Raw genomic sequence first — 26,344 nt, 5'->3', positions numbered from 1 at the left:
CCCAATGGTTCCCGGATAACAGGAGGCTAAACATACTGGCCATATCAGCCTGTCAACCGCTGAGTACGTTATCCACAATATGATTCAAACTGCCATCATCAATAAAACGGCGCACATCGGCAAGGTCCGGGTACATTTCACGATCACTGACGCGGAAGGTGACTTTAGTTCTTATTAATTCCCACGCAGCCGCTGTCGCTTTTCCCGGACGCAACGGTTTATGGAAATCCAGCGCCTGTGCCGCGCAGAGCAATTCGACACTCAATAAATCCGCCAGATTTTCAATCGCAGTCTGCACCTTACGCGCTGCCAACGCGCCTTGAGAAATATGATCTTCCTGTCCGGCCACTGTGGACAGGGTATGCACGGAGGCTGGTGCGGCAAGCGCACGATTCTCCGCCGAGAGCGCAGCAGCAATACAAGGTGAGATAGAAAATGCAGACCCTCCGCCCTCACGGCCCGAGAGAAATGCAGGCAATCCGCTCAGGTGCTGATTCACAAGCCGGTCACTTCTGGCCTGAGAAATCGTAGATAATGTGGCAACCGCAATCGCCAGATTATCCAGTGCCAGCGCAACAGGTGCCCCGTGTCCATTGCCCCCAGGTAACGCGACCAGCTCATCATCTTCCACAATGAAAATAGGATTGTCTGTCAGTGAATTGAGCTCGGTAGTCAGCACTTTCCTGCAATACGTGATTGCATCCCGAACTGCGCCGTGGACCTGAGGAATACAGCGTAAACTCAGTGCATCCTGTAGACGGTAATGCCGATGTGCATCAAGAATTTCACTGTCGGCTAAAAGCTTCAGAAGCCGATCCGCGGTTTCCAGTTGGCCGGGATGCGGGCGAAAACGGTGCAGTCGGGGATCGAATCCACTTACATTTCCGCGCATAGATTCTAAACTCATTGCCCCCGCAAGGTCGGCAAGCGCGATCAGCGCTTCGCACCGCACCAACGCGATAGCACCGAGTCCGGAGATCTCATAGGTGCCGCTGATTAATGCATGTCCTTCCCTTGGGCCGGGTTCGCGAATCGTAATACCCGCGCGTTGCATGGCTTCAGCGCCCGATAGCCATTCACCCTCAAACCATGACTCTCCATAACCAAAGACACTCAGTCCGATATGTGCTGTCGCGATCAGATAGCCCACAGATCCACCTAATGGTGCCCGCGGTGTCACGCCTTTGTTTAACATGGCGGCCATTGTTTCCAGCAATTCGGGTGAAACACCGCTCGCACCTTTCAGCATGGCGACAATAATCGTGGCCATAATGGCGCGAACATTCCAGCTATCCAGTGGGGTGCCCACGCCGCTGGCATGACTGCGTAACATGTTGAGTTGTGTTTGTCTGATTTCTTCGGGAGAAAGTTTGACACTGTACAGGTCACCAACGCCGGTCGTCAGGCCATATATGGGAACGCCACTGGTAATTGCATCCTGCATTAGCTGCTGCGTTTTTCTCATATTTTCCAGAGAACATGGGGCAAGCATCACTTTTGCACCGGCGGCAATGGCAACAATATCCTCAACCGTACACCCTTGCTCACTGAGAGTTATCATCTCTTTTTTCTTCAGCACAGCATGCATGAAATCTTTCATTTTTTTATCCAAAAATATGCAGGTGGAGAACCGCGCTCCCCACCTGCGGCGGCATTAATTTAATTTGTGTGCTTTGAGCCAGTCAGAAGCAATAACATCGTAATCATCATGATTATCGAGACGCGCATTCATCGCAATCAGATCCTGTGTCGTTAATGCCTGTGAGATGGCATTCAACGTGTCAGTTACCGTGCTATTGACCTTAGCCGAAGAAATAAGAGGGACAACGTTCTGCACCGGATTTAAATTCTGCGTGTCGTTAAGAGAAACTAAATTTCTGGTCTTAATCGAGGGATCGGTTGAGAATACACAGGCAACATTAACCTGACCGTTCACCAGCGCCGATAATGTCAGTGGGCCACAAACATCCAGCGTTTTATAGGATTTGAACTCAAGACCATAGACAGATTTCAGTCCCGGCAACCCTTCGGGACGCGTTTTCCATTCAGCCGGGCCGCCCAGTGTCATACTTTGACTGTGCGTTTTCAGGTCACCAATATCTTTCAGCTTAAACTTTTCCGCTGTTTTTTCGGTCACTGCCAGTGTCACCACGTCCTGCGCTTGCGACGGTGTCAGCATGGTGATGCCTTTGGGCAGCGCTTTTACAAGGTCACCGGCCACCTGCTCGGTCGTTTTGGCCTGTGATTTTTTATCAAAATATTGCAGCGCGGCACCGGTGTACTCAGGCATAAGATTGACCGACCCGTCAATCAGCGCGGGCATATAGACTTCGCGACTCCCAATATTCATTTTTCTTTCTACATGAATATTTTTTGCCGCCAGTGCATCCGCATAAATAGTTGCCAGGACCTGACTCTCAGGGAAGTCTGCTGAACCAATAATAATCGTTTCTGACGCTTCTGCTGCATGGGTGACCTGGCAAAAAGCGAGCGATAACAGAGATGCCGCAAATAAATGACTCAATTTCATTTAAGTTAACTCCGGTTGCGTGTAAGAATAGATGGAACGGAAGATTTTTGTGATGTTTCACGCCGTAAAATACCGGGCGAAACCACTACCCTGATTAATAATGAAAATATAAAGTCAACTAATAACGCTAAAACAGCCACTAACAATGCACCTGCGATCATTTGCTGGTAATCACTCTGCGCACGCCCATCAATAATCAATCGTCCTAAGCCACCTAAAGAGACATAAGCAGCAATGGTCGCCGTAGAGATGATCTGTAGCGTCGCACTTCGAATACCGGAGATAATTAAAGGTAACGCACAAGGTAATTCCACCATTAACAGTAAACGCCACGGGGAATAGCCCATTCCTCTGGCCGCATCAATAACGGTACGGTCGATGCTGGTGATACCAGACCATACTCCGAGCATAACTGATGGTAACGCCAGTACGATTAAGACAATCAGGCTGGGTATAATGAAAGCCAAATCCGAGGTGAAAACCGGGCCTAAGATAATCACCAGAATAATGATCAGACCAAAAGACGGTAAAGCCCTGAGCGCGTTCGCGCACCCTATCAACACGCGTTCACCTTTCCCGGTGTGCCCGCAATAACAACCAATCGGAAAAGCCACCAGCAATGTGCACACCAGAGCAACCGCACTGTAAAGCAGATGCTGCCAAATCAGGAGCAGCAAGCCGTCATCTCCCAGCCAGTGTGAACTGTCAGCAAACCATGCAATCATGATTTTCTCCTTGCCGGTTGCCATACCACCAGCTTGTGCGTGCCATACACCACCAGGCTGTCGAGCAACAACGCCAGCAGGACACACAAAACCACACCCGCGATGATCGGCGTCAGGAACTGTAGCTGAAACCCTTGTGTAAACAGGCTGCCAAGCTGCGGCGTTCCCACCAGGGCAGCAATCGATACAATGCTCACGTTCGAGACCACCGCGACCCGAAATCCAGCGGCGATGACGGGGATCGCGACAGGCAGGTCGATCGTGAGAAACTGGTGAAAGGGCTTGTATCCTAATGCGATGGCAGCCTGGCGGGTGTCTGGTGATACGGAATCCAGCCCATCACATACCGTGCGCACCAGCAGTGCAAAGGCATAAATAACCAGAGCAACCATCACATTAACCGTATCCAGAATGCGCGTGCCCAGAATACCGGGGAGTAAAATGAATAATGCGAGGGAAGGAATGGTATATAACAACCCAAACAGGTTAAGCAGCACCGCTTTCAGACGGGGTAGCCGCTGAATCAGTCCACCAGCCGGGAGCGCCAGTGCCAGGCCGATGAGCACCGGTAACACAGATAACCAAAGATGCCAGAGAAACAACTGGGCTATCTGGTCACTTTGCCGTAAAAGCCAGTCAAATCTCATAGCCCCACCGCCTTGTTGCTGGCGCGCAGAACGTCCAGAACATCATCAAACCCCAGCGTTCCCAGCAGTTGCTGCTCGTCATCAACAATGACACCTCGCTGGCAGGGTGAACTGAGTACCGCATCTGTCAGCTGACGCAAGTTGCCGGAAAGAGGCGAAAAAGTGCTCCCCAGATTGATGTCACTGAGTTCAATCGTTGGCTCAGTGGCCTGTTCCAGATCAAACCAACCCAGTGGTTTATTCTGCCCAGTGACCAGTACCCAGCGTCCCTGAGCCACCGCTCTGGCCCGTGTGACGCTTTCACCCAGATTAACGGTCGGTTCGGTTTGCAGGGGTAATTGAGGCTGCAATGGGCTAAAGGTTAAACGACGATACCCGCGATCCCTGCCGATAAAATCGGCGACAAACGGACTCTTCGGTGAGGTCAGGAGTTCAGCCGGTGAGGCAACCTGTGCCAGCCGTCCTCCCGGCATGAGAACGGCAACCTGATCACCCAACTTCATCGCTTCATCAATATCATGCGTGACCATGATAATGGTTTTGCCAATCTCCCTTTGCAGACGCAAAAACTCATCCTGGAGCTGCTCGCGCACAACGGGGTCAACCGCGCTAAAGGGTTCATCCATCAGCATAAATTCAGGATCGGACGCCAGCGCGCGGGCAACCCCGACCCGCTGCTGCTGCCCACCGGAAAGTTGCCAGGGATAGCGATTGGCCAGCGATGCAGACAGGCCCACACGTTCCAGCAATTCCATGGCCGTTTTACGCGCGGCGTGGCGCGTTGCACCATTAAGCATGGCGGTCACTGCAATGTTATCAACGATGTTTTTATGCGGGAAAAGTCCGGCATTTTGAATGACGTAACCAATCTTTCTTCTTAATTTGACGACATCCAATTCGTCAATCGACTGATCATTAAGTAAAATTTTCCCCGAAGAATGCTCAATCAAACGATTGATCATGCGCAATGTTGTCGTCTTTCCGCATCCCGAGGGACCGACAAGAATAGTCAACTTCCCCGTTGGTGCCGTGAAAGAGAGCCGGTCCACAACCAGGGTTCCATCTTCATAATGTTTTGTGACGTTCTCGAACGAAATCATGATTAGCCCACTGCCTTATTTTTTGAGCAGCCCCTCATCTCATGCTGACGAGGGGCACCGTCTGATATTCAGGAAACGTTGCGTACCGATGGCTCGAATCCCTGCCTGTCAAATGCGATGGCAGAATCCAGCAGCACACTGATGCCACGAGCCAGTTGCTCCTGCGACGTCCATTCCTCCGGGCAGTGGCTTTTCCCCAGTAAACTGGGGACAAAAAGCATTGCTGCGGGTGCGAGCGTCGCCAGGAAGGCGCTGTCATGCCCTGCACCACTGGGCATGACGCGGGACAACCATCCCCGTTGCTGAGATGACTGCTGGATCAACGACATCAACTGAGCGTCACAGAGGGTGGGTTGTGTATCCGTAAGGATGACGAAATCCTGTAATGAAACGCCGAACTCCTGCGTGACCTGCCCGGCCATGTTGCTGAGCGCATTGGCAAAATCTTCCATGACCTGATGGCTGTCAGAACGAATATCGAACACCAGCCGCACTTCGCCGGGCACGACATTACTGGCGTTGGGAGAGGAGAATATTTGCCCGCAGGTAACGGTGAGATGATGATCGCCTGCGGCTGAAATCGCGCGGGCAAGGTTATCTGCCCGTTGAATCGTATTGGCCGCGGCAACCAGAGCGTCCTGACGCATATGCATTGGCGTAGTCCCTGCGTGTGCAGCCTGGCCCGCCAGCGTTAGCGACAGGCGTAGAATCCCGACAATGCCACTGACAATCCCAATATCTTCATGATGTTGTTCCAGGATCTGTCCCTGCTCAATATGCAACTCGAAGCTGGCTTTGATGTCCTTTCTGATGCTGAGTTGGTCAGGTTTTCCGCCCACTCTGCGAATTGCATCTCGTAACAACTCACCGGTTTCAGGATGAGGCGTTTCCAGCATGGCCTCATGCAGAAAGCCACTGATCCCTCGGCTACCAACGCAGGAAATGCCCCATTCACTGGGTTCTTCAGCCAGATAATCAATGATCTCTATGCTATGGCGAGGACGATAATTGACGTCATTCATCGCGGCAATGCATTCCAGACCGGCAATGACCCCAGCAATACCATCAAAGCGGCCGCCACCCGGAACCGTATCGCTGTGAGAACCCATCACCAGGGTTCCGGCATCAGGATCAGTGCCGTTGATGCGGCCAATCAGATTACCTGCGCTATCAATGTGTGTATCCAGACCCAACATTTCCATTTGCTGCGTTAACCAACTTCTGCCCGCCAGAAAACGCTCACTGAATGAGCGCCGGGTGTAGGGTTGTGCAGGATCGGTATACTGGCTCAGCGTCAGCAGCCACTGCCACATACGAGAATCATTGATCACCATTTTTCCGCCACCTCACGGCGACAATGTGGAGAAACGAACTGGCCATTCCCCGGCTCAGCCGTCACGACGTTGTCGGCATAAATCCATTCACCTCTCAGCATGGTGCGTTCAACGCGATAATAGATTTCGCGCCCGTCATAGGGTGACCACGGAGAGAAGTTGTTGCCACTTTCAGCGGCTGAGTAGATATAGGGATCACGTTTGATGATGATCAGATCGGCATCTTTGCCAGATTCCAGTGCACCTTTACAATTATCCAACCGGAACAGCCGGGCGGCGTTATAGCTGAGGACTTTGGCCAGATGATGAAAAGCGATATTGCGCTGTTCAGCACCGGTCAGTGCCAGGGTTACCAGTAATTCCAACCCTGACGCACCGGAAGCATTCTCGAACATATTCGCAGAGTTTTTACGCTCCAGTGACCAACTTACGTGGTCGGTCGAAAGGACCGTAATATTCCCTTTTTCGAGATGCTGCCACAGCGCTTCACGTTCTGCCTTTTGCCGCACCGGGGGATTAATTTTTGCTTTCCCCACCAGCCGGGCCACATCCTCTTCTTCACTCAAGGTTAAATAATGCAGGCAGGTTTCAACCGTCACGTCATAACCCAGATCGCGGTAGCTTTTGCATAATTCAATACCACGACCATTAGAACAATGGACAATATGCGCACGACATCCCGTTTCTGCGCCTAATTCATACACTTCCGCACTGGCAATATTTTCAGTGTAACGCGGTCGTGAAAGATTATGCGCCCGGTAATCGGTGATATTTTCCTGTTTTAATTTTTCAATAAGGTATTTTACGGATTCATCGTTCTCATTATGCACGCCAGCAATCAAGCCAAGTTTAGATATTTCACTAAAACATTCATATAACATATGCGGAGCAATACGTGGAAAACGCTGGGCATCGGTACCAAAACTTGAGAATTTGAAGCCTATCGCACCAGCCTGGGTCATGGCTTCCAGGTGCTGCTTCCCTTCTTCCGGATGAACAGTGCCATACAACGCAAAATCAACTCTTACCTGCTCTTCTGCCTCTTTTCTCTTGAGGTTGAACAACGCTTCATTACAAATGAGACGCCCGGCATCATAAGGCATATCAACAATCGTGGTCACACCGCCAGCGGCAGCCGCCTTGGTTGACCAGATAAAATCCTCATTGCCTTTCTGGCTACGACTATGAACTTGAGCATCAATCGCACCCGGAAAAATATAACTGCCACGGTAGTCGATGAGATCATTGGTTTGGGGCAATGATTGCCCCCTTTCACCTACCGCAACCACCAGGCCATTGCTGATCGCGACAAAGCCATCTTCAATAATTTTATCGGAAAGAACCACAGTACCTAAAATGATTTTTTCACATGCAAAGTCATTCAAAGACATATTCATCTTACCTGTAGTAAATTAAATAAACATCACTCCCTGCACCTCGGACAAGATATTGCAGTGGAAGATTATAAGTAGTCGGGCAACCTGAAGTTTCAATAACCCGCTCTGGCTAATTCCTCATAAAAAGATCATGGAAATTCGCAGGAACATTTATTCTTTAACATTCTGACATCGCCTTAATATCTGTGGTGGCGTGAACGCGGTGATTTCTGGCAATCGCGAAATATAACGCTCAATCTCAACCAACAAAGAATTACAACTCGGCCCCTGTGAAAGTCGGGAGCTTCCCTTGTCCTGTGTCAGTACATTGGGATTACCCTGTTTATCCAGACACTCCCCATCCTGATATAAAGGATCAAACCAGGCACCTGTCGGGAGCTGCGCTACACCCGGCATCATGGCATCACTGAGTTTTACACCGGCCAGGCACTGCCCACGGGAGTTAAAAATCCGCACAACATCACCCGCAACAATCCCTCTGTGCTGCGCATCCAGCGGATGCATCAACAGCCGGTTTCTTCCGTGGATTTTTGCTGACTGGCTCACCTTGCCGTGGTCGTATTGACTGTGCAATTTATCCGCTGGCTGCGGCGACAACAGATGAATCGGATAGGTGCGCGCCAGCGGCGCCCCCAACCACTCCTCGGGTTCCCGCCAGACCGCATGCCCAGGGCACTCCGTATAGCCATAATCGGCAACCGGTTGTGAATAGAGTTCAATACGTCCTGATGCTGTCATCAGGGGGCAACGCGCAGGATCTGCCCTGAAATCCTCCAGAAGATTGTAATGGCTTGCTGGCTGGGCAAAGGTCACCACCTCTTCCTGCCAGAACTGGTCAAACGGCGGCAGAAGGGGATTCCTTTTACGGGATTGTTCATACAAATCCTCCACCCACTCCTCAGCGGTCCGGCCCAGGGTAAAGTTTTCTTCTATGCCGAGTTGCTGCGCAATAGATTGAAAAATATGATAATCATCACGCGCTTCCCTGAAGGCAGGGAGCGCTTTTTTCATGGCAACAATCGTGTTATCACGATTTACCAGCGCGATGTCATTGCGTTCAAATGAAGTCGTGACGGGCAGGATGATATCGCCATGCCGAGCGGTCGCGTTCCAGAACGGCTCCTGAACAATGATGGTTTCCGGCTGTTGCCACGCCTTAACCAGCCGATTGAGATCCTGATGGTGGTGAAAAGGATTGCCACCGGCCCAGTACACCAGTCGGATGTCCGGATAACGCCGGGTCATGCCGTTGAAGTCATACTCATCACCCGGAGCCAGAAGCATGTCTGCCAGACGCGCAACCGGGATGCTTTCAGCAACCGGATTTTTACCCTGAGGCAGACTGGGCCAACGATAACCCAGCTCATTTTGTCCGACGCCATTCAGACAGGCATAACCAAAGCCGAATCCCCCCCCTGGCAGCCCAATATCACCGGATAGCGCTGCCAGGGTGACAGCCGCCCAGTAAGGTTGCTCGCCGAACTCTGCTCGCTGAATCGCCCAATTAACCATGACCATCGTACGGTGCGAGGCGATTAGATCGGCCAGTTCTCTAATTTTGGCTTCCGGGATCTGGCAGATAGCCGCCGCCCATGCGGCGTCTTTCACAATGCCATCGTTATCACCCCGCAAATAAGCTGAAATCTGCTCAAATCCGACGGTGCATCGCTCGATAAACGCCTTATCGTAACGTTGCTGCTGAATCAGCTCGTAGCACAATGCCAGGAGTAATGCGCTATCCGTGGTGGGTCGCAGCGGTAACCACTCAGAAGGGATGTTCTCTGGCATATCATCGCGACAGGGGGAGAGATTAATAAATCGCACGCCCTGCTCCACAGCACGTTGCAGGGATGCATTGTGCAGATGTCTGCCAACGCCCCCCCCCTGAATCTGACTGTTACGCCCTGGTAGACCGCCAAACGCCAGCACCAGCTCACCGTGACTGGCGATCTGTTCCCAGGTGGTGTAGTGGCTGACCAGACCATATTGGTTGCCAATGATATACGGCAGCACCACTTCACCCGCCGCTGACGAATAGGTGTTCTCTGAACTCGTGTACCCGCCGATCAGATTCAGAAAGCGATGAATCTGGCTTTGCGCATGGTGAAAACGCCCTGCGCTTGCCCAGCCATAGGAACCCGCATAAATAGCCTGATTCCCATATTGTTGCCGTACCCGATCCAGTTCGGCTGCCACGATCTCCAGCGCCTCATCCCAGGAAACCTCAATAAACGCATCTCTGCCGCGCGGGGTAGCTTCTCTGGATGTCTTATCCAGCCACCCTTTACGAATCAAAGGACGGGCGATACGCACCGGCCCGTCGATCGCCCCTGGCAGTGATTGACCAATTGGTGAAGGTTCCGGGTCTTCCGCCCACGGTTTAACCGCAACGAGGGCCGAATTCTCAATATGAAGCTCGTAAATACCCCAGTGGGTTGAAGTCAGGATTTTACGTTCTGGCGAGAGTGACATGACCGTTAATCCTTAAACTGCGCAGAGATACCCAGCCCCGACTCGCGGGCAAGGTCTACCGCAGTTTCATACCCGGCACTGGCGTGACGCAGAATACCGATGCCGGTATCATTATCCATCACCCGCGATAACCGCTCCGCCGCATCCTGATCCCCGGTCGCTACCGTGGTCACTCCTGCCGAGACCCCCCAGTTACCTAAAGAGTGAACGGCCACCAGATCGGCACCTGACCCGCAGTTCAGTAAGGCATTCAGGATTGGCCAGTCGGCAATCGCATCCGAACCGTCAGACATATTTTCAGTTTCACGGTGCGGCAAGGTGGCAGATCCAGAATCAAGATGATCACGCGTGAAGGCAATCGGTCCAATCTTACCCTCCGCCACCAGTTGATTGACGGCCAGCGCCAGTTTCTTGCGTTCGCCATATCCCATCCAGCCGATACGCGCTGGCAGGCCGGTGAACTGAACGTTATCTCTGGCGGTTTTTATCCAGTCGACAATCCGCTGGTTGCCCGGAAACAATTCCAGCACCAGATCATCAATTTTATAAATGTCCTGAGGATCGCCACTTACTGCAATCCAACGGAAGGGGCCAATCCCCTGACAGAAAAGTGGACGGATAAACATTTCAATAAACGAACGAATTTCAAAGGCCGCACTGACCCCGGCTTCACTCGCATATTTTCGGAGATTATTCCCGTACTCAAAAACGATGGCTCCACGTTCCTGCAACGTCAGCATCGCTGAAACATGCTGCCTGATGGTTGCGTAGGACAAAGCCTTCAGTTTTTCAGGATCCGATTGGCGCAAGCTCACGACGTCTTCTTTTGTCACGCCAAGCGGGAAATAGCCGTTTACCGGTTCAGCAATCGTCTGATCGGTGACGATATCCGGTGTCAGACCGCGTTCAACCAGCACCGTTAAAACTTCAGCAATATTTCCAACCAGCCCTACTGAGATGCCTTTTCCTGCACGTTGAGCATTGGCGCACAGAGCAAGCGCTTCATCCAGCTCATATGTCAGGACCTGGCAATAACCGCTGTCCAGCCGACGCTGGATTTTGTTTTCGTCAACCTCAACCACCAGGGTGGCCGCACCGGCGAGCTGTCCGGCAAGGGGTTGCGCACCACTCATGCCGCCACATCCTCCTGTAACAATCAGCCGCCCCGCCAGACTGCCCGAGAAATGTTCACGCGCCGCAGACATGAATGTCTCATAGGTGCCCTGCAAAATGCCCTGGCTACCAATATATTGCCAGGCGGCAGCCGTCATCCCCGGCATAACGGTGAGTCCCGCCCGCTCAAGCTTGCGATAATCATCGTCCCCCGCCCATCCGCCAACCACATTGCCGTTAGCCATTAACACGACAGGCGTGGTGTTTTGTGATGGAAAAATCCCCACAGGTTTACCCGATTGCATCACCAGGGTCTGGTTGCTTTCGAGACGCTTAAGCGCATCGACCGTCTGGTCAAAACTCACCCAGTCTCGTGCCGCTTTCGCCCAGGCCATGTAGATCACCAGTTGATCGGGGTTCTCAGCATTCTCAAGATTATTTTCCAGCATTCTGAGAATGGCTTCCTGGCGCCATCCTTTACACCGGAGTTCGCTACCCCGCTGGGCAGTAATCTTACGTGACATAATTAATATCCTGAACAATCGAAAAAGTTAACCCATTAACTACCTGATGAAAAAGTAATGACGCAGAATAAGCATCAGGCGTTCACAATATTTTCGTAACCAGGGATGTCTTTAAAATCTTTCAACCAGCGCTGGATCGATGGCCACTCATTTAATACATATCCACCTTCTTCAGCCATCGAAATATAAGGGTAGAGGCTAAAATCGGCCACACTCAGGCTTTCACCCGCAATCCAGGTATTCTTTTCGAGACACTTATCTACATGGGTAAGGGCGGGTTTACCTAATTCCATATAATGAGAAATAATATCCTGGTGCTTTTCACGTTGATTGATCATGGTATAAAAGCGTGGGTACGCCAAAAAGCGCAGCAAATCCGCTTGTTCGAAGAACAACCATGCATTGATTTTGCACCGTAATACGGGATCGACAGGTAATAAAGAAGTGCCCTCGGCAAAATAGAGCAGTATGGCGTTAGACTCATTCAGGAAGCGTCCGTCTGCAAGCTCCACAGCGGGAATGCGAGCAAAGGGGTTAATTTTTTTAAAGGCGTCTTCTTTATGCTTTCCTTCGGCCAGATTAAGCGTTTCCCTTACATAAGGGATCTGTAAAAAGTTCAGCATCAATCTAATTTTCCATGCATTGCCTGAAAGTTTGCTGTCATACAACTTGATCATAAAACGCCCTATTAATTCGATTTAATATAAGAATAAAGTTCAACACCAAGTCCCTGTTCTATTTCTGTAAATACAACCGGGTCAATAGCACCTTTGCCAAGCGGAAACTGAGTATGATGCGCAATAATAATGCTGACTTCCTTTCCTTCCGACATCGTTGAAATAGAAATCGGGTCACCCGTGCGAGCATCAACTGAACCAATCATGTCTGGAAAAGTCGCCACGCGAGTCCCTTCTTTATCCGCCGTCATAAATTCGTTATAGACACCCAGAGTGAGAGTTTCACTGCCATTACTGACCGTGACATAACCGATGTCGAATCCGTCTTTATAAACCACATCATTTTTTATTACTCTGCCGCTGATGATCACTTCGCCTCCCATAAATGAGGCTGCTGCCGTGGCACGGTTCAGACCCGGCTCCGCTGACAACATGGCTTCTCCCAGCTCAATTTGAAATGAAATAGCACCAGAAGCACCATTTTCTGCAATAAAATCAGGTTTATATGGCCCTCTGGCGGAGGCAACCAGTCCCCCGCTTATTGTGGCGCAATGTCGCATCACCTGGGATGTTTTAACCAAATTCCCTTCCGCGACCACGGAGATTTTTGATCCTGTTGAGGCATATCCTGCCTGAGCAACCTGCACAATTGAAATATCCGGTCGGGATGCTAACCCCATCCCACCCATTTTCACTGTCGGGTGACCACGACCATTTGCCGCTGCATCAATATAGGGGACATCTAATGCCGCGGCGACAAGCCAGCCATTAAATCCCGGTACATGTCCACACATGATACCGACAGGTTTACTACCGAGTTTTTCAATTAATGACTCTGCGGCACTAATATGATCTTTTAACACCAATTCAGGTTTTGCAAAACCTGGTGCACCCACTGATGTCGAAATTAACACATACCCTTCATCGTCTATTTCATCAAGTTTTGCAAGACGGATGGTGTTAAGACCGAGAGCCACTTCAGCAGCCAAATCGTGTTTTTCTAACGAGTTATTAACACCACTTCCACCGGCGGAGAGCAGCAAGCCACCATACATTGCCGGGAGGACATCTTTAACACTAAGGTCTCTCATTTATCAATCACCATGACAGTACAATTTATTAATAAGCTTATTTAAAAATAAAATAAGTCGATATTTATAGTTAGCTGCAAGCAAAATGCCAGTTAACAAAACCGTTTTTGTTCGCGTTTTTACCCTGTATTACCTAAATAACTCGATCAAATAACGTGCATTAGCACCATTTTAGTGCACCAGCATGGATCGCAACATAATTTTTATCCTGGATATGTAAAACAGGAGGGATTGAAGTCATTCCAGAGATGCATTACATCTAATGCACAATTTACTTATTCCGCTACGCCATTCATTACACATTTTAAGGAGAGAATAATGAAAGATGCCACGCTTGCCATTCATGCCGGATTTCAGTGCGACCCCGTCACAAAAAGTGTCGCGGTTCCTATTTATCAAAACGTGGCTTATGAATTTGACAGTGCACAGCATGCCGCCGATCTGTTTAATCTGGAAGTACCGGGTAACATTTACAGCCGCATAATGAACCCGACAAATGATGTGCTGGAGAAACGAATGGCAGCCCTCGAGGGAGGGATTGCCGCTTTGGTATTATCTTCAGGGAGTGCCGCTATTACCGCTGCAATATTGGCGCTCGCTCGCTCAGGGGACAACATCGTTGCAACACCGCAATTGTACGGCGGTACCTATACGCTTTTAGCCCATATGTTACCGGGGCTGGGGATAAAGGTGACTTTTGCCGAGAATGACACACCCGAGGCAATTGAAAAGGCGATCGACCAAAATACTAAAATCGTTTTCTGTGAAAGTATTGGTAATCCAGCGGGTAACATTATCGACATTGCCGGTCTGGCAGAGGTTGCGCATCGGCACCACATCCCATTGATGGTGGATAACACCGTCGCCTCACCCGTTTTATGCAAGCCTATCCAGCATGGTGCAGACATCGTGGTCCACTCATTGACCAAATATGTTGGAGGACATGGTAACTCACTGGGTGGCGTCATCGTCGATGCGGGAAAATTTCCCTGGCATTTGCATCCGGAAAAATTCGCTTGCCTCACCTCACCTGAACCTGCTTATCATGGTGTTGTTTACACAGAAACTTTTGGTGATGCGGCCTTTATCGCCAGAGCGCGCACGGTTCCCCTCAGAAATACAGGCGCGGCATTATCTCCAATGAATGCATTTCTTATCCTCCAGGGCCTGGAGACGCTGACTTTACGTATGAAGGCGCATGTAGAAAACACCCTCAAGGTCGCTGAATTTCTTCAAAACCATCCCGCCGTTTCATGGGTCAATTATGCGGGATTGCCCGGTCATCGCCATCACGAGCTCGCGATTAAGTATATGCAGGGCCGCCCGTCAGGCATATTGTCCTTTGGGTTAAAAGGGGGATTTGCCGCAGGAGAGGCATTTTATGATGCACTCAACCTGTTTAAGCGCCTGGTAAACATTGGTGATGCACGTTCACTCGCCTGTCATCCGGCATCGACAACCCACCGGCAACTGAACGACGCCGAGTTGCTCGCTGCGGGTGTTTCACCGGAAATGATCCGTCTGTCTGTCGGAATAGAAGATATTGAAGATATCCTGAATGACCTGATTCAGGCTTTGGAACACACCGCTTAAGGCATACAAGCCCAGTTATCAATACCAGGAAAAGACATGTCGCTTTCTGAACTTGCCAGAGACCTTAAATTATCCAAATCAACAGTGTCACGGGCACTCAACGGCTACAGCGATGTGGCTTATGATACGCGACAGCGCGTCATGCAACGGGCGATTGAACTGGGCTACATACCGAATCCCGTAGCAAGAAGACTTAAGGGCGGACGAACAAACATGATTGGCGTGGTTCTCCCCCCTCCGCTGATGAATGGCATGTTGGTGGAGCCTTTCTATTCTTCAATGCTCGGCACACTGGTGTTTGAACTCCAGGCCGCCGGGCTGAAGCTGCTGATCACCAATCAATATAGCAACGAAAGTGATGAGGATGTCCGCAGCTATCAGGATATGGTGCAGCAGAATTTGGTTGATGCCATTCTGATCCTGAGAACCCGCGTTAATGATCCGCGCGTCGAGTATGCGCAAAATAACAACCTGTCATTTATCACGTTTGGCCGGACACAGTCACAGCAACCCTATGCATGGGTCGATGTCGATCACTTCGATGCCTTTTATCAGGCCACTGCCCGACAGATTGCCCGCGGCCATAAGCACATTGCCTTTATAAATACCTCCACTGAGTTCAATTATGCCCGGTTGCGGCATGAAGGATACCGGCAATGTTTGCAGGATCATCAGCTTATCTATCGTAACGAATGGCAGATGATGGGAGGACTGACCGAAATGGACGGGTATGTACTTGCCAGCCGTTTGTTGAAAGTTCAGCCACGGCCCACGGCAATTGTCTGTGCCACAGATGATATTGCGATTGGGGCGATGGCTGCCTGTCGTCTCATGGGTTTACAGCCGGGAAAAGACATCTCCCTGATTGGTTACGGTAATACGCCGGGGGCGACTTATGCCAGCCCGCCCCTTACCACGATGGATCCCTTTCCTAAAGAGAATGGTAAACAGTTGGGGATGTTTTTTAGCCGCCATCTGTATCAGCGAAGTGAGTCAGAATTTCACCACTTACAAAAAGCGATGCTGATCATTCGGGAATCAGATTAAATTTTCCATTTTGGTCGTAGTCGCGTGTAAGTTCAGCCATCATCCGCTGCTCTTTTCGGCCAATAACGACGAACTCATCCCCTTCCGGGTTAACCTGAGTTCGTCACGATGTTAACGATGACTACGAATGAAGTGACTCAATCACTCTCAAACCCGCCACGCGATTAGATAAACGCCCGATCCCGCTGATTTCAACTTCGATAGTGTCACCCTCCTGCATAAATAACGGTGGGGTTCTTTTTTTACCCACACCGCCGGGTGACCCGGTAATAATCACATCCCCTGGGTTGAGCGGGCTGAAGCGGGAAATATAAGCAATCAGCTCCGCAACCGAACGGACCATGTTTTGCGTGGAATCATGCTGTACCCGTTGCCCGTTCAACCAGGTGTTGATGGATAGCGTCTGCGGATTTTCAATCTCATCGCGGGTGACCATCCAGGGGCCAAATGCGCCGGTTCTCTGCCAGTTTTTACCTGACGTAAACCAGGTGTACTGCATATCCCGCACAGAACCATCCATAAAACAGCTATAACCTGCCACATATTGCAGCGCGTTATCGCAGCTTACGTTACTGGCGTGCTTACCAATAATCACCGCCAGCTCACCTTCATAATCAAATTCATTACTGCTTTCCGGTTTGCACAGCTCCGCGCTGTGCGCCGTTAGCGAATCAGGGAAACGGACAAACAACGTCGGCGCATCAATGGTTTGTTCAAACTCGATACGTTTATCCTGATAGTTCATCCCCACGCAGAATATTTTATCCGGATTGTCGATCACGGGCAGAAAGGTGATTTCGTCCAGTGAGAACGTCGGAAATTGCTCACCCACCGGGAGAATATCGCTTAAAAAATCACTCATTAGCGCTGACTTTAAATCCGGGTAATGACCGCCTAAATCAACCACTTGATCATTTTGATGATATCCCCACGTTCGTTTTCCGGTGTTGGGATGAATAAAACTCAGTAGTTTCATATAAACCCTCAGCCATCAGGCTATTTAATGAATTTGACCTGTTGGTTAATCTCTTCAATCACCGGTAGCTTGCGCTGATTATAAACCTGCTTATTCCCTTCAATCAGGTTGTTACCTTCGGTATCGATAGAGATGATTAACGGGCCAAACTCTTTAACCCGGCATACCCACAATGTCTCCGGCATTCCTAAATCCCGCCACTGGGCATCCTCAATTTCTTCTACGCAGGTTGCGGCTAATACCGCGCAACCACCGGGAAAGATGGCGTGTACCGCTTTATGCTGACGGCAACCTTCTTCGGTATTTGGCCCCATACCGCCTTTGCCAACAATCAGCTTCACCCCGGTTCGTTCGATAAACTCTTTTTCGAATTTCTCCATGCGCATGCTGGTCGTCGGTCCAATCGAGATCATCTGGAACTGGTTATCCCCCTGCTCGACGACGATTGGGCCAGCATGGAAAATAGCCAGACCACGCAAATCCACCGGAAGTTCACGACCCAATTCAATCAGGCGGCGGTGCGCCACGTCACGGCACGTCACCAGGGTTCCGGTCAGATAAACCACTTCACCCGGTTTCAGCGCCAGTAAGTCTTCATCTTTAATCGGTGTTGTCAGGATTTTTTTCACAGTACCGCCCCCTTGTGAGACAGAATTTCATACGACAAATCAGCAGAGAAACGGATAGCTCCACGGCGGTGCGCCCAGCAGCCGGTAGACACCGCCACCCCGATGGTGGAGGGATGGCGCGCCGACGATTCAATATTGACGCCCATCACCGAAGCATTGCCGCCCAAGCCCTGCGGCCCCAGTCCCACCTGATTGAGGCCCGATTCGAGGAGTTCCTCCATTTTCGCCGCATCCGCATTGGGATGGCGTGAATCGACCGGGCGCAGGATGGCCTTTTTCGACAACCGTGCCGCCGTCTCAACCGAGGTGGATACCCCGACTCCCACCAGTAACGGCGGGCAGGCGTTGACGCCATAGGAGGTGATCACATCGAACACAAACTGGTTAACGCCTTCATAGCCCTGACCTGGCATCAGCACCTTAGCCGCGCCAGGTAACGAGCAGCCACCACCGGCCATATACACTTCAATGGTGCAACCGTCGTCATCGGGAATGATCTCCCAGTCCAGCCAGGGCACACGCGAGCCGGTATTGGTGCCGGTGTTCTTCTCGACAAAAGTTTCCACCGCGTTATGGCGTAAAGGCGCCTTGCGTGTGGCTTCCAGCGTGGCATTGCGCAGCACGTCTTCAAGTTCGCCGAGGTAAGGGAAACGTGCACCCGCCGTAATGAAGTACTGGATCACGCCGGTGTCCTGGCAGGAGGGGCGATCCAGTTCATCGGCGCGTTTCTGGTTTTCAAACATCGAGTCATAAACAGCGCAGGCTAATGGGGCAGTCTCCTGCTCGCGCAGCGCTTCCAGTTTTTTCATCACGTCCGTTGGCAGACGTTTACCGACGTAGCCCGTAAATCGGGTCATTATGTCCGTCAGGTTTTCAACAGCAGTTAATGTGCTCACAAGGGTTCTCCAGCATTAAATCAGGCAAGGGAATTGTTCACCGCTTCCCGTTTGCGGTTAATTTGAATAGAGAGGGTCAGGATGGCCGACAGCAGTAACATTCCCGCCACGCAATACATCGCCAGAGAGAAGCTGCCGGTGGTTTCTTTTAGCCAGCCAATGATCGCCGGACCGGCAAAACCACCCAGATTGCCGATTGAGTTGATTGCCGCCAGTCCGGCGGCGGCCGCCGGGCCTTTCAGGAACAGCGACGGAATGCTCCACAGGGGAGGCTTGCAGGAAGAGATGCCGACACTGGCCATCACCAGCGCCACCACCGCCAGCGTTAAGCTGTGCACCGAACCGGCCAGAATGAAACCGACGCACGCCAGCAAACAGGCAGACACCACATGCCAGGTACGTTCATGGGTTTTGTCGGAGTGTTTTGCCCAGCTGATCATCGCAATTACCGACAGCGCTGCCGGTAACGCATTAATAAAACCGGTTTGCAGGGTGGTCAGGCCAAAGGATTTCAGGAACTGCGGCGACCAGATATTCAGAGAATACAGCCCGGCTGAGGTGCCAAAATAGACGATTGCCAGCGTCAATACGCGGATATCAGAGAGTCCTTTCCACAGGCTGGTTTTTTCACCCGGTGCTTTATTCTTGCCTTCCTGCTCAAGGGTGCTAATTAACCATGCCGTCTCACTCTTATTCAGCCAGCTGTTTTTTTCCGGACGATCATTCAGGTAGAAGAAGGTAAAAATACCGAGGATGACAGCGGCAATGGCGTCCAGCAGAAACATCAACTGCCAACCTTTCAGACCCAGGGCGCCGTGCATGCTGAGGATGGTGGCGGCTAACGGTGAACCTAACATCGCCGAGATAGGCGCTGCCGCCATAAAAAAGGCAATCACTTGAGCACGGCGTTTAATTGGAAACCAGGTACTGAGATAGAGGATGATGCCGGAGAAGAAACCCGCTTCCGCCACCCCCAGCAGAAAACGCAACAGATAGAATCCGCTGGCGCTTTTGACAAACATCATGCAGGCAGCAATCACCCCCCAGCTGATCATAATGCGCGCCAGCCAGATACGTGGGCCAACTTTTTGCAAAATAACATTTGAGGGGACATCGGTAATAAAATAACCCACAAAAAACAGCCCAGCGCCAAGACCAAAAACCGATGAAGAAAACCCTAAATCCTGATTCATGGTTAATGCCGCAAAGCCAATATTTATTCGATCAAAAAAAGCAATAAAATAGGCAAACATAACAAAAGGGACGATGCGCCACGTTATTTTTCGTAACGTGATGCGTTCAATATCATTATTCATATTTTCCAGCCTTTTAAGTATTATCAGGGGTACGTTTTGGACTGATGTTTACATTGCACTGGGAAAACTATAATGAATTAAACTCAGGCAATCATTGCACCCTGGTTATATAAATAATTCACACAATCCACAGAAAAAATCCACCAGGTCCTTTTGGTTGACCTGGATCACTTAATTCAGCTGATAATGATTTATTTTTACAGCGAGACAAACTTAATTACACGATTAAGAAACAATTGACCGAAAAACCAATATACAGAAATGTGATCGAATTCAAATTGTTGCCAGGCAGGAGGGGGATGCAAACAGGATGGAATAACAGTGATTCTCATTACTTCAATACTTTTGCAGACGAGCAACACCCCGTCTGCACCCGCAAAACATCACAACTTTCCGGTAAGTTCGCTCTTGTGATCGGTTAATAACTTCAACATATCCCTTAAATATTCATCTTCGTTGCCCTTCTGCCAGGCAATACTCAACGGCAAACCTTTAATATGTTCATCTAATTGCAGGTCGATATAGGCGACATTCTCGCTGTTCATGTTGCGATAGGACGCTGGCACCACCGCCAGGCCAAGACCGGCTGCCACCAGGCTTAAAATGGTCTGTTTTTCTTCAGCAAATTGCGCAATCACCGGCGTGAGTCCCGCCAGTTTGTAGATGCTCATGGTCAGGTCATGGCTATGTGGGCGAGTACGTCTTTCCGGGATAATCATCGCTTCATGTTTGAAATCATCTAATGAAACTTCGTTACGTTCAGCCAGCGGGTGGCTCGCCGGTACTGCCAGGACACAACTTTCGCGCGTAATAAAACGTACGGAAATGGATGCATCAATGATTTGTGGCGCGCGAAAAAAAATCATATCCAGCCAGCCTGATTTTAATTTCGGTAGCAGGTTGATGGTTTTATCTTCAATAATATGAATATCCGTATTAGGGTGCGTCGGAACAAAGCGATTGAGTAACGCCGGGACTAATCCGCGTGCCGCACTGTCAATCGCACCAATCCTTAAGGTGCGACGCTCATCTTTTAACCCACCTTTAAATCGTAGTGCCAGCGCATCAAATTGATCGATGAGTTTGTTAGCTTCGTCAAAAAAAATCGCGCCCTCCGCGGTGAGCGAAACATTACGTGTTGATCGATTTAAAAGTCGGACGCCCAGATCCTCTTCGAGTAATCGAATGAAGCGAGAAAGTGACGCAGGCATCATTTCCATTCTTTGGGCTGCGCGACCGAAATGTAACTCTTTGCCCACGGCGACAAAACAACGCAATTGATTTATATCCACATTTTCCTCGCCAAAGCATTATTCAAATAATTTATATAATCGTACATTAATGATCTGCTAATCCAAAACTGCATACTGAACTTGATTACAAAAAAATAACACACCCCTACACAATCTGGAGCACTTTAATATGAATAATCACCTCGAAAAAAGGGTGATGCGTAAAGTGACGTTGCGCATTGTCCCTTTCATCATGCTGCTCTACTTCATCGCATTTCTCGATCGCGTAAACATTGGTTTTGCTGCATTAACCATGAATCAGGATTTAGGTTTCTCCCCCACCGTATTTGGGCTGGGTGCTGGGATCTTTTTCCTCGGCTATTTTCTCTTCGAAGTCCCATCCAACTTAATACTGCATAAGGTGGGCGCCCGCATCTGGATCGCCCGCGTGATGATCACCTGGGGTCTGGTGTCTGGCTGCATGGCATTTGTTCAGGGCACCACCAGCTTCTACGTGCTGCGCTTTCTGCTCGGTGTCGCGGAAGCAGGTTTCTTCCCCGGCATCATTCTGTATCTCAGTTTCTGGTTCCCGGCGGCGAAACGCGCCCAGGTCACGGCGATCTTTATGGCGGCGGCCCCCCTCTCCACCGCGCTGGGATCACCGATCTCCGCCGCATTGCTCGAGATGCACGGCCTGATGGGCTTCGCCGGTTGGCAGTGGATGTTTGTGCTGGAAGCCATTCCTGCCGTGGTGTTTGGCATCGTGGTGCTGTTCTTCCTGACCGACCGCCCGGCGAAAGCCAAATGGTTGACCGATGAAGAGCGTGAGTGGCTGCAAAATACCATGCAGGCCGAAGAACTGGCGCGTGCAGCAAAACAGAGTCACACCAGCGCCTGGCGCGGGCTGGCTGATAGGCGTGTGTTAGCGCTGGCGCTGGTTTATTTCGGCACCTCGGCTGGCCTCTACACACTTGGGATCTGGTCGCCGCAAATCATCCATAGCTTCGGTGCAACATCGCTGGAAATTGGTTTCCTGAATGCCTTCCCGGCGGTGATTGGCGTTATCGCCATGATTCTGTGGGCGCGCCATTCCGACCGCAAAAACGAACGCAGTTGGCATGTGATTGGTGCCTGCCTGCTCGCGGCGGCCGGGCTGATTTACGCCGGTAATGTCAGCACCCTGCTGACGGTGATTCTCGCACTGACCTTAGTGACGGTCGGCATCAGCGCCTCTAAACCCCCGCTGTGGAGCATGCCAACGCTGTTTCTCAGTGGCCCGGCCGCTGCCGCCGGTATCGCCACCATCAACTCGATTGGCAACCTGGGTGGATTCGTCGGTCCGATGATGATCGGCGTGATCCGCCAACAAACCGGCAGCTACACCTGGGGGCTTTACTTCGTTGCGGGCTTGCTCGCCCTGTCGGCCCTGATTGTTTTGATTCTGTCTGCCCAGGCGAATAAACCGCAGACAGTCGATATTCCACATCCTCATACACATTGATTTAACAGGAGAAATAACATGCGTAACTACTCAATTGCCGCTATCCCTGCGGACGGTATCGGCCCTGAAGTGATCTCTGCCGGTGTTGAGGTGCTCCATGCGCTGGAACGCCAGAATCCACAGCTGAAATTTGATATCGAAACTTTTGACTGGGGTTCGGATTACTACAAAAAACACGGTGTGATGATGCCGGAAGACGGCCTGCAAACGCTGAAGAAATTCGACGCGATCTACTTCGGTGCCGTGGGCGCGCCAGATGTGCCGGATCACATCACGCTGTGGGGCCTGCGCCTGCCGATCTGCCAGGGTTTTGACCAGTACGCTAACGTACGTCCGACCAAAATCCTGCCGGGCGTCACCTCGCCGCTGCGTAATCGCGGTCCTGGCGACCTGGATTGGGTGATCGTGCGTGAAAACTCTGAAGGGGAATACTCCGGGAACGGCGGTCGTGCACACCGTGGCCTGCCTGAAGAGGTTGGTACTGAAGTGGCAATCTTCACCCGTGTGGGTGTAACCCGCATCATGCGTTATGCCTTTAAACTGGCGCAGTCTCGCCCGCGTAAGCTGCTGACCGTGGTCACCAAATCCAACGCCCAACGTCACGGTATGGTGATGTGGGATGAGATCGCCGCAGAAGTGGCACAGGAGTTCCCGGATGTGAAATGGGACAAGATGCTGGTCGATGCCATGACACATCGCATGACCGTGCATCCGCAGAGTCTGGACACCATTGTCGCGACTAACCTGCATGCCGATATCCTCTCCGACCTGGCCGGTGCGCTGGCAGGCAGCCTGGGTGTCGCCCCGACCGCCAATATCGACCCTGAGCATCGTTTCCCGTCGATGTTCGAACCGATCCACGGTTCAGCCTTTGACATCACCGGCAAAGGCATCGCGAACCCGATCGCCACCTTCTGGACGGCGGTGCAAATGCTGGAACATCTCGGCGAACATGATGCCGCCGCGCTGGTGATGGAAGGTATCGAGTATGCCTGCACCAAAGGCATTCTGACGCCGGACGTGGGCGGTACGGCAAAAACTGCGGATGTGACCAAAGCCGTGGTTGAATTTATCACCTCGAAAGCCACCGTAGCTGAGACCGCATAACGATGAGAAATGAACAGGCCGCAGAGATTCTGCAAGATATCTTTCAGCGTGCTGTTGACAGTGCCCGTCCCGGGCCTGTCATTCCCCCGGCACTGCCTGAAAAACCGAAAGGCCGTTGTGTGGTAATTGGCGCGGGTAAAGCCTCTGCCGCGATGGCCGCAGCGGTAGACGCGGCCTGGCCGGATGTGGATGTCAGTGGCGTCGTGGTGACTCGCTATGGTCACGCCGTCCCTGCCGGTCGCATTCGTATTCTGGAAGCGGCCCATCCGGTGTCCGATGCCATGAGCGAAACCGCCGCGATGTTGATCGTGGAGTCGCTGCGTGGACTGACCCCGGATGATCTGGTGCTGGCGTTGATTTCCGGTGGTGGTTCGGCGCTGATGGCACTCCCTGCTCCGGGGCTGACTCTGGCTGATAAGCAGGCGATTACCCGCGCGTTGTTGCACAGCGGGGCCAATATCAGGGAGATGAATCTGGTACGTCGCCATCTGTCAGCGGTTAAAGGGGGCAAACTGGCGCTGCTGGCACAACCGGCACGGCTGGTTTCTCTGATTATCAGCGATGTTCCGGGTGACAACCCAACCGACGTGGCCTCTGGTCCAACGGTTGCCGATAACAGTTCTCCGGGGGATGCGTTGAAAGTGCTGGAACGCTATAGCATTCCCATCGCAGAGCCAGTGCGTTATGTGCTGACTCATCCCCAGCAAGTACCACCGCAGACCGGATATGCTGAAACCAGGCTGATTGCTACCCCGGCATTAGCCCTTGCAGCTGCCGCCGCAGAGGTACGTAAGCTCGGCTTAACTCCGTTGATCCTCGGTGACGCCATCGAAGGAGAGAGCCGCCAGGTTGCTGTCGTGATGGCGGGTATCGCCCGATCGGTGAAACAGTATGGTCATCCCGTTAAAGGGCCAGCGGTGTTGCTGTCAGGGGGCGAAACCACCGTCACGGTGACCAATGGCCGCGCGGGTAAAGGCGGGCGTAATACTGAATTTCTGCTCAGTCTGGCCTGTGTTTTACAGGGGGAAGCCGGTATCTGGGCGATTGCCGGTGATACGGATGGTATCGACGGTACGGAAGATGCAGCCGGTGCCATGATCTCGCCGGACACGCTGACACGCGGGAAGCTGAATGGTCTGAATGCCGCCACGTATCTGGATGGACATGACAGCTACAGTTATTTCCACTCCATTGGCGACCTGGTGATGACCGGCCCCACCCTCACCAACGTGAATGATATTCGCGCCATATTAATTGCCTGACCCTCCTGAACAGCTTTCCCGGACATCCGGGAAAGCTGTTATTTCTGTAATCACCAGCGTGATTTATTAAATATTGTGAGATCAAAAAAAAGCCAATTGTTAACGGCGCTATCTCGGATGCCTGGATAACTAATGAGCTAAAACATTTCACAAGGTTGTGAAGATAAAACAAAGTGTAAATGTACCATGAGGTACATTAAGGTTTTTTCTTATAAATCATATAACAAGGACGAGATGGATTATTTAAATAGTTTATATAAACCAGATAACGTGATCATGTGCTACCAATGCGCCTATGATGCGCCGTTACAAAATGGCAACAGTATTTCTAAGGCTATTTAAATATTAACGTCGATTCGTTAACAGTAATGAAGCGTTGTATTCCCACCAGGCAAGTGAATGATTTTCGCACGATAACGAGAAACTGAAAGCAAATGGCAAATGAACCCTGTCGTATTGGAAGGCGTCCTTTTATTATTGGGTCGCTGATTGGCATCGCCTCACTCGGGATGAAAGGCGGTGTGAGTAGTGTTTTTGCCGCCGTTCCCTCCACTGCGGACGAGCTAAAACAATATCAACCGGTATTTTTCACCGCAGAAGAGTGGCAATTTATGCTGGCCGCCTGTGACCGCCTGATCCCGTCGGACAGAGAAGGTCCGGGGGCATTAGATACCCATGTTCCGGTCTTTATTGATAAGCAGATGCTGACCCCTTATGGCAAGGGTGAAGACTGGTATATGGAAGGTCCGTTCGACAGCCATGCCAGCCTGCTGTTCGGCTATCAGATGCCCTTCCCGTTGCAGGTGCTGTACCGCAAAGGCATTTCACTGACCAATCAATACTCGCGCATCAAATACAATCAAAATTTCTGCGACCTGCCAGCCAGAATGAAAGATGCGGTGTTAACCGATCTGCAAAAGAATGTCGCCGATTTTTCCCAGTTTGGCGAAGCCGACCTGAATGCCGGTTATTTCTTTACCCGACTGCTGGAAAATACCAAAGAAGGCTATCTGGCCGATCCGCAGTACGGCGGGAATAAGAATATGGCGGCATGGAAGATGATTAATTTCCCCGGTGCACGCGCCAGTTTCCCGCAATGGATAAAGATCCATAACGTTAAATATCCCCTTGGCCCGGTCTCTCTCAGCGGCGAGCAAGCCTGATTCTTCCTGGAA

Annotated in this window: 22 protein-coding genes; 6 read left to right on the top strand and 16 right to left on the bottom strand. The window is 51.1% G+C overall.

Annotation, left to right across the window (positions count from 1 at the left end; all coding sequences use genetic code 11):
• Positions 1 to 52: 52 nt before the first annotated feature.
• The 11 genes from AC6I8T_RS25280 to AC6I8T_RS25230 all read right to left on the bottom strand — a co-directional run bounded on the left by AC6I8T_RS25280 (position 53) and on the right by AC6I8T_RS25230 (position 13,610).
• Positions 53 to 1,588 carry an HAL/PAL/TAL family ammonia-lyase gene (locus AC6I8T_RS25280; RefSeq protein WP_497834851.1) on the bottom strand — a complete coding sequence of 512 codons (1,536 nt, stop codon included), beginning with the start codon at positions 1,586 to 1,588 and terminating at the stop codon, positions 53 to 55.
• 66 nt (positions 1,589 to 1,654) lie between these two features.
• Positions 1,655 to 2,530, bottom strand: coding sequence for an ABC transporter substrate-binding protein (locus tag AC6I8T_RS25275; protein ID WP_021183877.1), 876 nt, complete (start codon positions 2,528 to 2,530; stop codon positions 1,655 to 1,657).
• Between the two features lie 5 nt (positions 2,531 to 2,535).
• Positions 2,536 to 3,255, bottom strand: coding sequence for an ABC transporter permease (locus AC6I8T_RS25270; RefSeq protein WP_497834755.1), 720 nt, complete (start codon positions 3,253 to 3,255; stop codon positions 2,536 to 2,538).
• A complete protein-coding gene (locus tag AC6I8T_RS25265; RefSeq protein ID WP_021183875.1) occupies positions 3,252 to 3,902 on the bottom strand; it encodes an ABC transporter permease in 651 nt (216 codons plus the stop codon). Before AC6I8T_RS25265 ends, AC6I8T_RS25270 begins: the two co-directional genes overlap by 4 nt.
• On the bottom strand, positions 3,899 to 5,002 hold the full coding sequence (locus tag AC6I8T_RS25260; protein WP_497833186.1) for an ABC transporter ATP-binding protein: 1,104 nt from the start codon (positions 5,000 to 5,002) through the stop codon (positions 3,899 to 3,901). The genes AC6I8T_RS25265 and AC6I8T_RS25260 overlap by 4 nt, the downstream gene beginning before the upstream one ends.
• 68 nt (positions 5,003 to 5,070) lie before the next feature.
• A complete protein-coding gene (gene ertE / locus AC6I8T_RS25255) occupies positions 5,071 to 6,336 on the bottom strand; it encodes an N-carbamyl-l-glutamate amidohydrolase ErtE (RefSeq protein ID WP_497834754.1) in 1,266 nt (421 codons plus the stop codon).
• Positions 6,330 to 7,727 (bottom strand): hydantoin-5-propionate amidohydrolase, encoded by a 1,398-nt coding sequence (ertD, locus tag AC6I8T_RS25250; protein ID WP_497834753.1) that lies wholly within the window; start codon positions 7,725 to 7,727, stop codon positions 6,330 to 6,332. The genes ertE and ertD overlap by 7 nt, the downstream gene beginning before the upstream one ends.
• A gap of 156 nt (positions 7,728 to 7,883) precedes the next feature.
• Entirely contained in the window at positions 7,884 to 10,205 is a 2,322-nt protein-coding gene (locus tag AC6I8T_RS25245) for a molybdopterin-dependent oxidoreductase (RefSeq protein ID WP_497834752.1), read from the bottom strand.
• A gap of 5 nt (positions 10,206 to 10,210) precedes the next feature.
• Positions 10,211 to 11,842: an S-methyl thiourocanate hydratase gene (locus AC6I8T_RS25240; protein ID WP_036625978.1), complete on the bottom strand. Its 1,632-nt coding sequence runs from the start codon at positions 11,840 to 11,842 to the stop codon at positions 10,211 to 10,213.
• A 74-nt stretch (positions 11,843 to 11,916) separates the two neighbouring features.
• Positions 11,917 to 12,519, bottom strand: a complete 603-nt coding sequence (locus tag AC6I8T_RS25235) for a glutathione S-transferase family protein (RefSeq protein WP_208727063.1) — start codon at positions 12,517 to 12,519, stop codon at positions 11,917 to 11,919.
• Positions 12,520 to 12,530: 11 nt separating this feature from the next.
• Entirely contained in the window at positions 12,531 to 13,610 is a 1,080-nt protein-coding gene (locus AC6I8T_RS25230) for an S-methyl thiohydantoin desulfurase (protein WP_497834751.1), read from the bottom strand.
• A 318-nt stretch (positions 13,611 to 13,928) separates the two neighbouring features.
• Here AC6I8T_RS25230 and AC6I8T_RS25225 point away from each other — a divergent pair, with 318 nt between their 5' ends.
• Both AC6I8T_RS25225 and AC6I8T_RS25220 read left to right on the top strand, forming a co-directional pair.
• On the top strand, positions 13,929 to 15,203 hold the full coding sequence (locus AC6I8T_RS25225) for an O-acetylhomoserine aminocarboxypropyltransferase/cysteine synthase family protein (protein ID WP_208727061.1): 1,275 nt from the start codon (positions 13,929 to 13,931) through the stop codon (positions 15,201 to 15,203).
• A gap of 36 nt (positions 15,204 to 15,239) precedes the next feature.
• Complete coding sequence (locus AC6I8T_RS25220) at positions 15,240 to 16,250, top strand: substrate-binding domain-containing protein (protein ID WP_036625976.1); 1,011 nt, start codon at positions 15,240 to 15,242, stop codon at positions 16,248 to 16,250.
• A 121-nt stretch (positions 16,251 to 16,371) separates the two neighbouring features.
• On the opposite strand, the gene AC6I8T_RS25215 is transcribed toward AC6I8T_RS25220, so the two are convergent.
• The 5 genes from AC6I8T_RS25215 to AC6I8T_RS25195 all read right to left on the bottom strand — a co-directional run bounded on the left by AC6I8T_RS25215 (position 16,372) and on the right by AC6I8T_RS25195 (position 21,359).
• Positions 16,372 to 17,226: a fumarylacetoacetate hydrolase family protein gene (locus AC6I8T_RS25215; protein WP_021183865.1), complete on the bottom strand. Its 855-nt coding sequence runs from the start codon at positions 17,224 to 17,226 to the stop codon at positions 16,372 to 16,374.
• A 20-nt stretch (positions 17,227 to 17,246) separates the two neighbouring features.
• Positions 17,247 to 17,855: a L(+)-tartrate dehydratase subunit beta gene (gene ttdB / locus AC6I8T_RS25210; RefSeq protein WP_021183864.1), complete on the bottom strand. Its 609-nt coding sequence runs from the start codon at positions 17,853 to 17,855 to the stop codon at positions 17,247 to 17,249.
• Positions 17,852 to 18,712: a L(+)-tartrate dehydratase subunit alpha gene (gene ttdA / locus AC6I8T_RS25205; protein WP_021183863.1), complete on the bottom strand. Its 861-nt coding sequence runs from the start codon at positions 18,710 to 18,712 to the stop codon at positions 17,852 to 17,854. Before ttdA ends, ttdB begins: the two co-directional genes overlap by 4 nt.
• A gap of 59 nt (positions 18,713 to 18,771) precedes the next feature.
• Positions 18,772 to 20,067, bottom strand: a complete 1,296-nt coding sequence (locus AC6I8T_RS25200) for an MFS transporter (RefSeq protein ID WP_021183862.1) — start codon at positions 20,065 to 20,067, stop codon at positions 18,772 to 18,774.
• A 383-nt stretch (positions 20,068 to 20,450) separates the two neighbouring features.
• Positions 20,451 to 21,359, bottom strand: a complete 909-nt coding sequence (locus tag AC6I8T_RS25195; RefSeq protein WP_497831473.1) for a LysR family transcriptional regulator — start codon at positions 21,357 to 21,359, stop codon at positions 20,451 to 20,453.
• A gap of 130 nt (positions 21,360 to 21,489) precedes the next feature.
• On the opposite strand from AC6I8T_RS25195, the gene AC6I8T_RS25190 reads away from it, so the two are divergent.
• The 4 genes from AC6I8T_RS25190 (at position 21,490) to AC6I8T_RS25175 (ending at position 26,332) form a co-directional block, all read left to right on the top strand.
• A complete protein-coding gene (locus AC6I8T_RS25190) occupies positions 21,490 to 22,800 on the top strand; it encodes an MFS transporter (RefSeq protein ID WP_208727059.1) in 1,311 nt (436 codons plus the stop codon).
• An 18-nt stretch (positions 22,801 to 22,818) separates the two neighbouring features.
• The gene (locus tag AC6I8T_RS25185) at positions 22,819 to 23,907 is read left to right on the top strand and encodes a tartrate dehydrogenase (RefSeq protein WP_021183859.1); all 1,089 of its coding nucleotides are present in this window, start codon (positions 22,819 to 22,821) and stop codon (positions 23,905 to 23,907) included.
• Between the two features lie 2 nt (positions 23,908 to 23,909).
• Entirely contained in the window at positions 23,910 to 25,169 is a 1,260-nt protein-coding gene (locus AC6I8T_RS25180; RefSeq protein WP_208727058.1) for a glycerate kinase type-2 family protein, read from the top strand.
• A gap of 434 nt (positions 25,170 to 25,603) precedes the next feature.
• Positions 25,604 to 26,332, top strand: a complete 729-nt coding sequence (locus AC6I8T_RS25175) for a gluconate 2-dehydrogenase subunit 3 family protein (RefSeq protein WP_021183857.1) — start codon at positions 25,604 to 25,606, stop codon at positions 26,330 to 26,332.
• The last annotated feature ends 12 nt before the right edge of the window (positions 26,333 to 26,344 follow it).

The organism is Pantoea sp. X-Soil-OKNW-556 (assembly GCF_059730695.1).
Note: the sequence above shows the minus strand (reverse complement) of the source record. Positions and strands in the feature narration are given on the sequence as shown.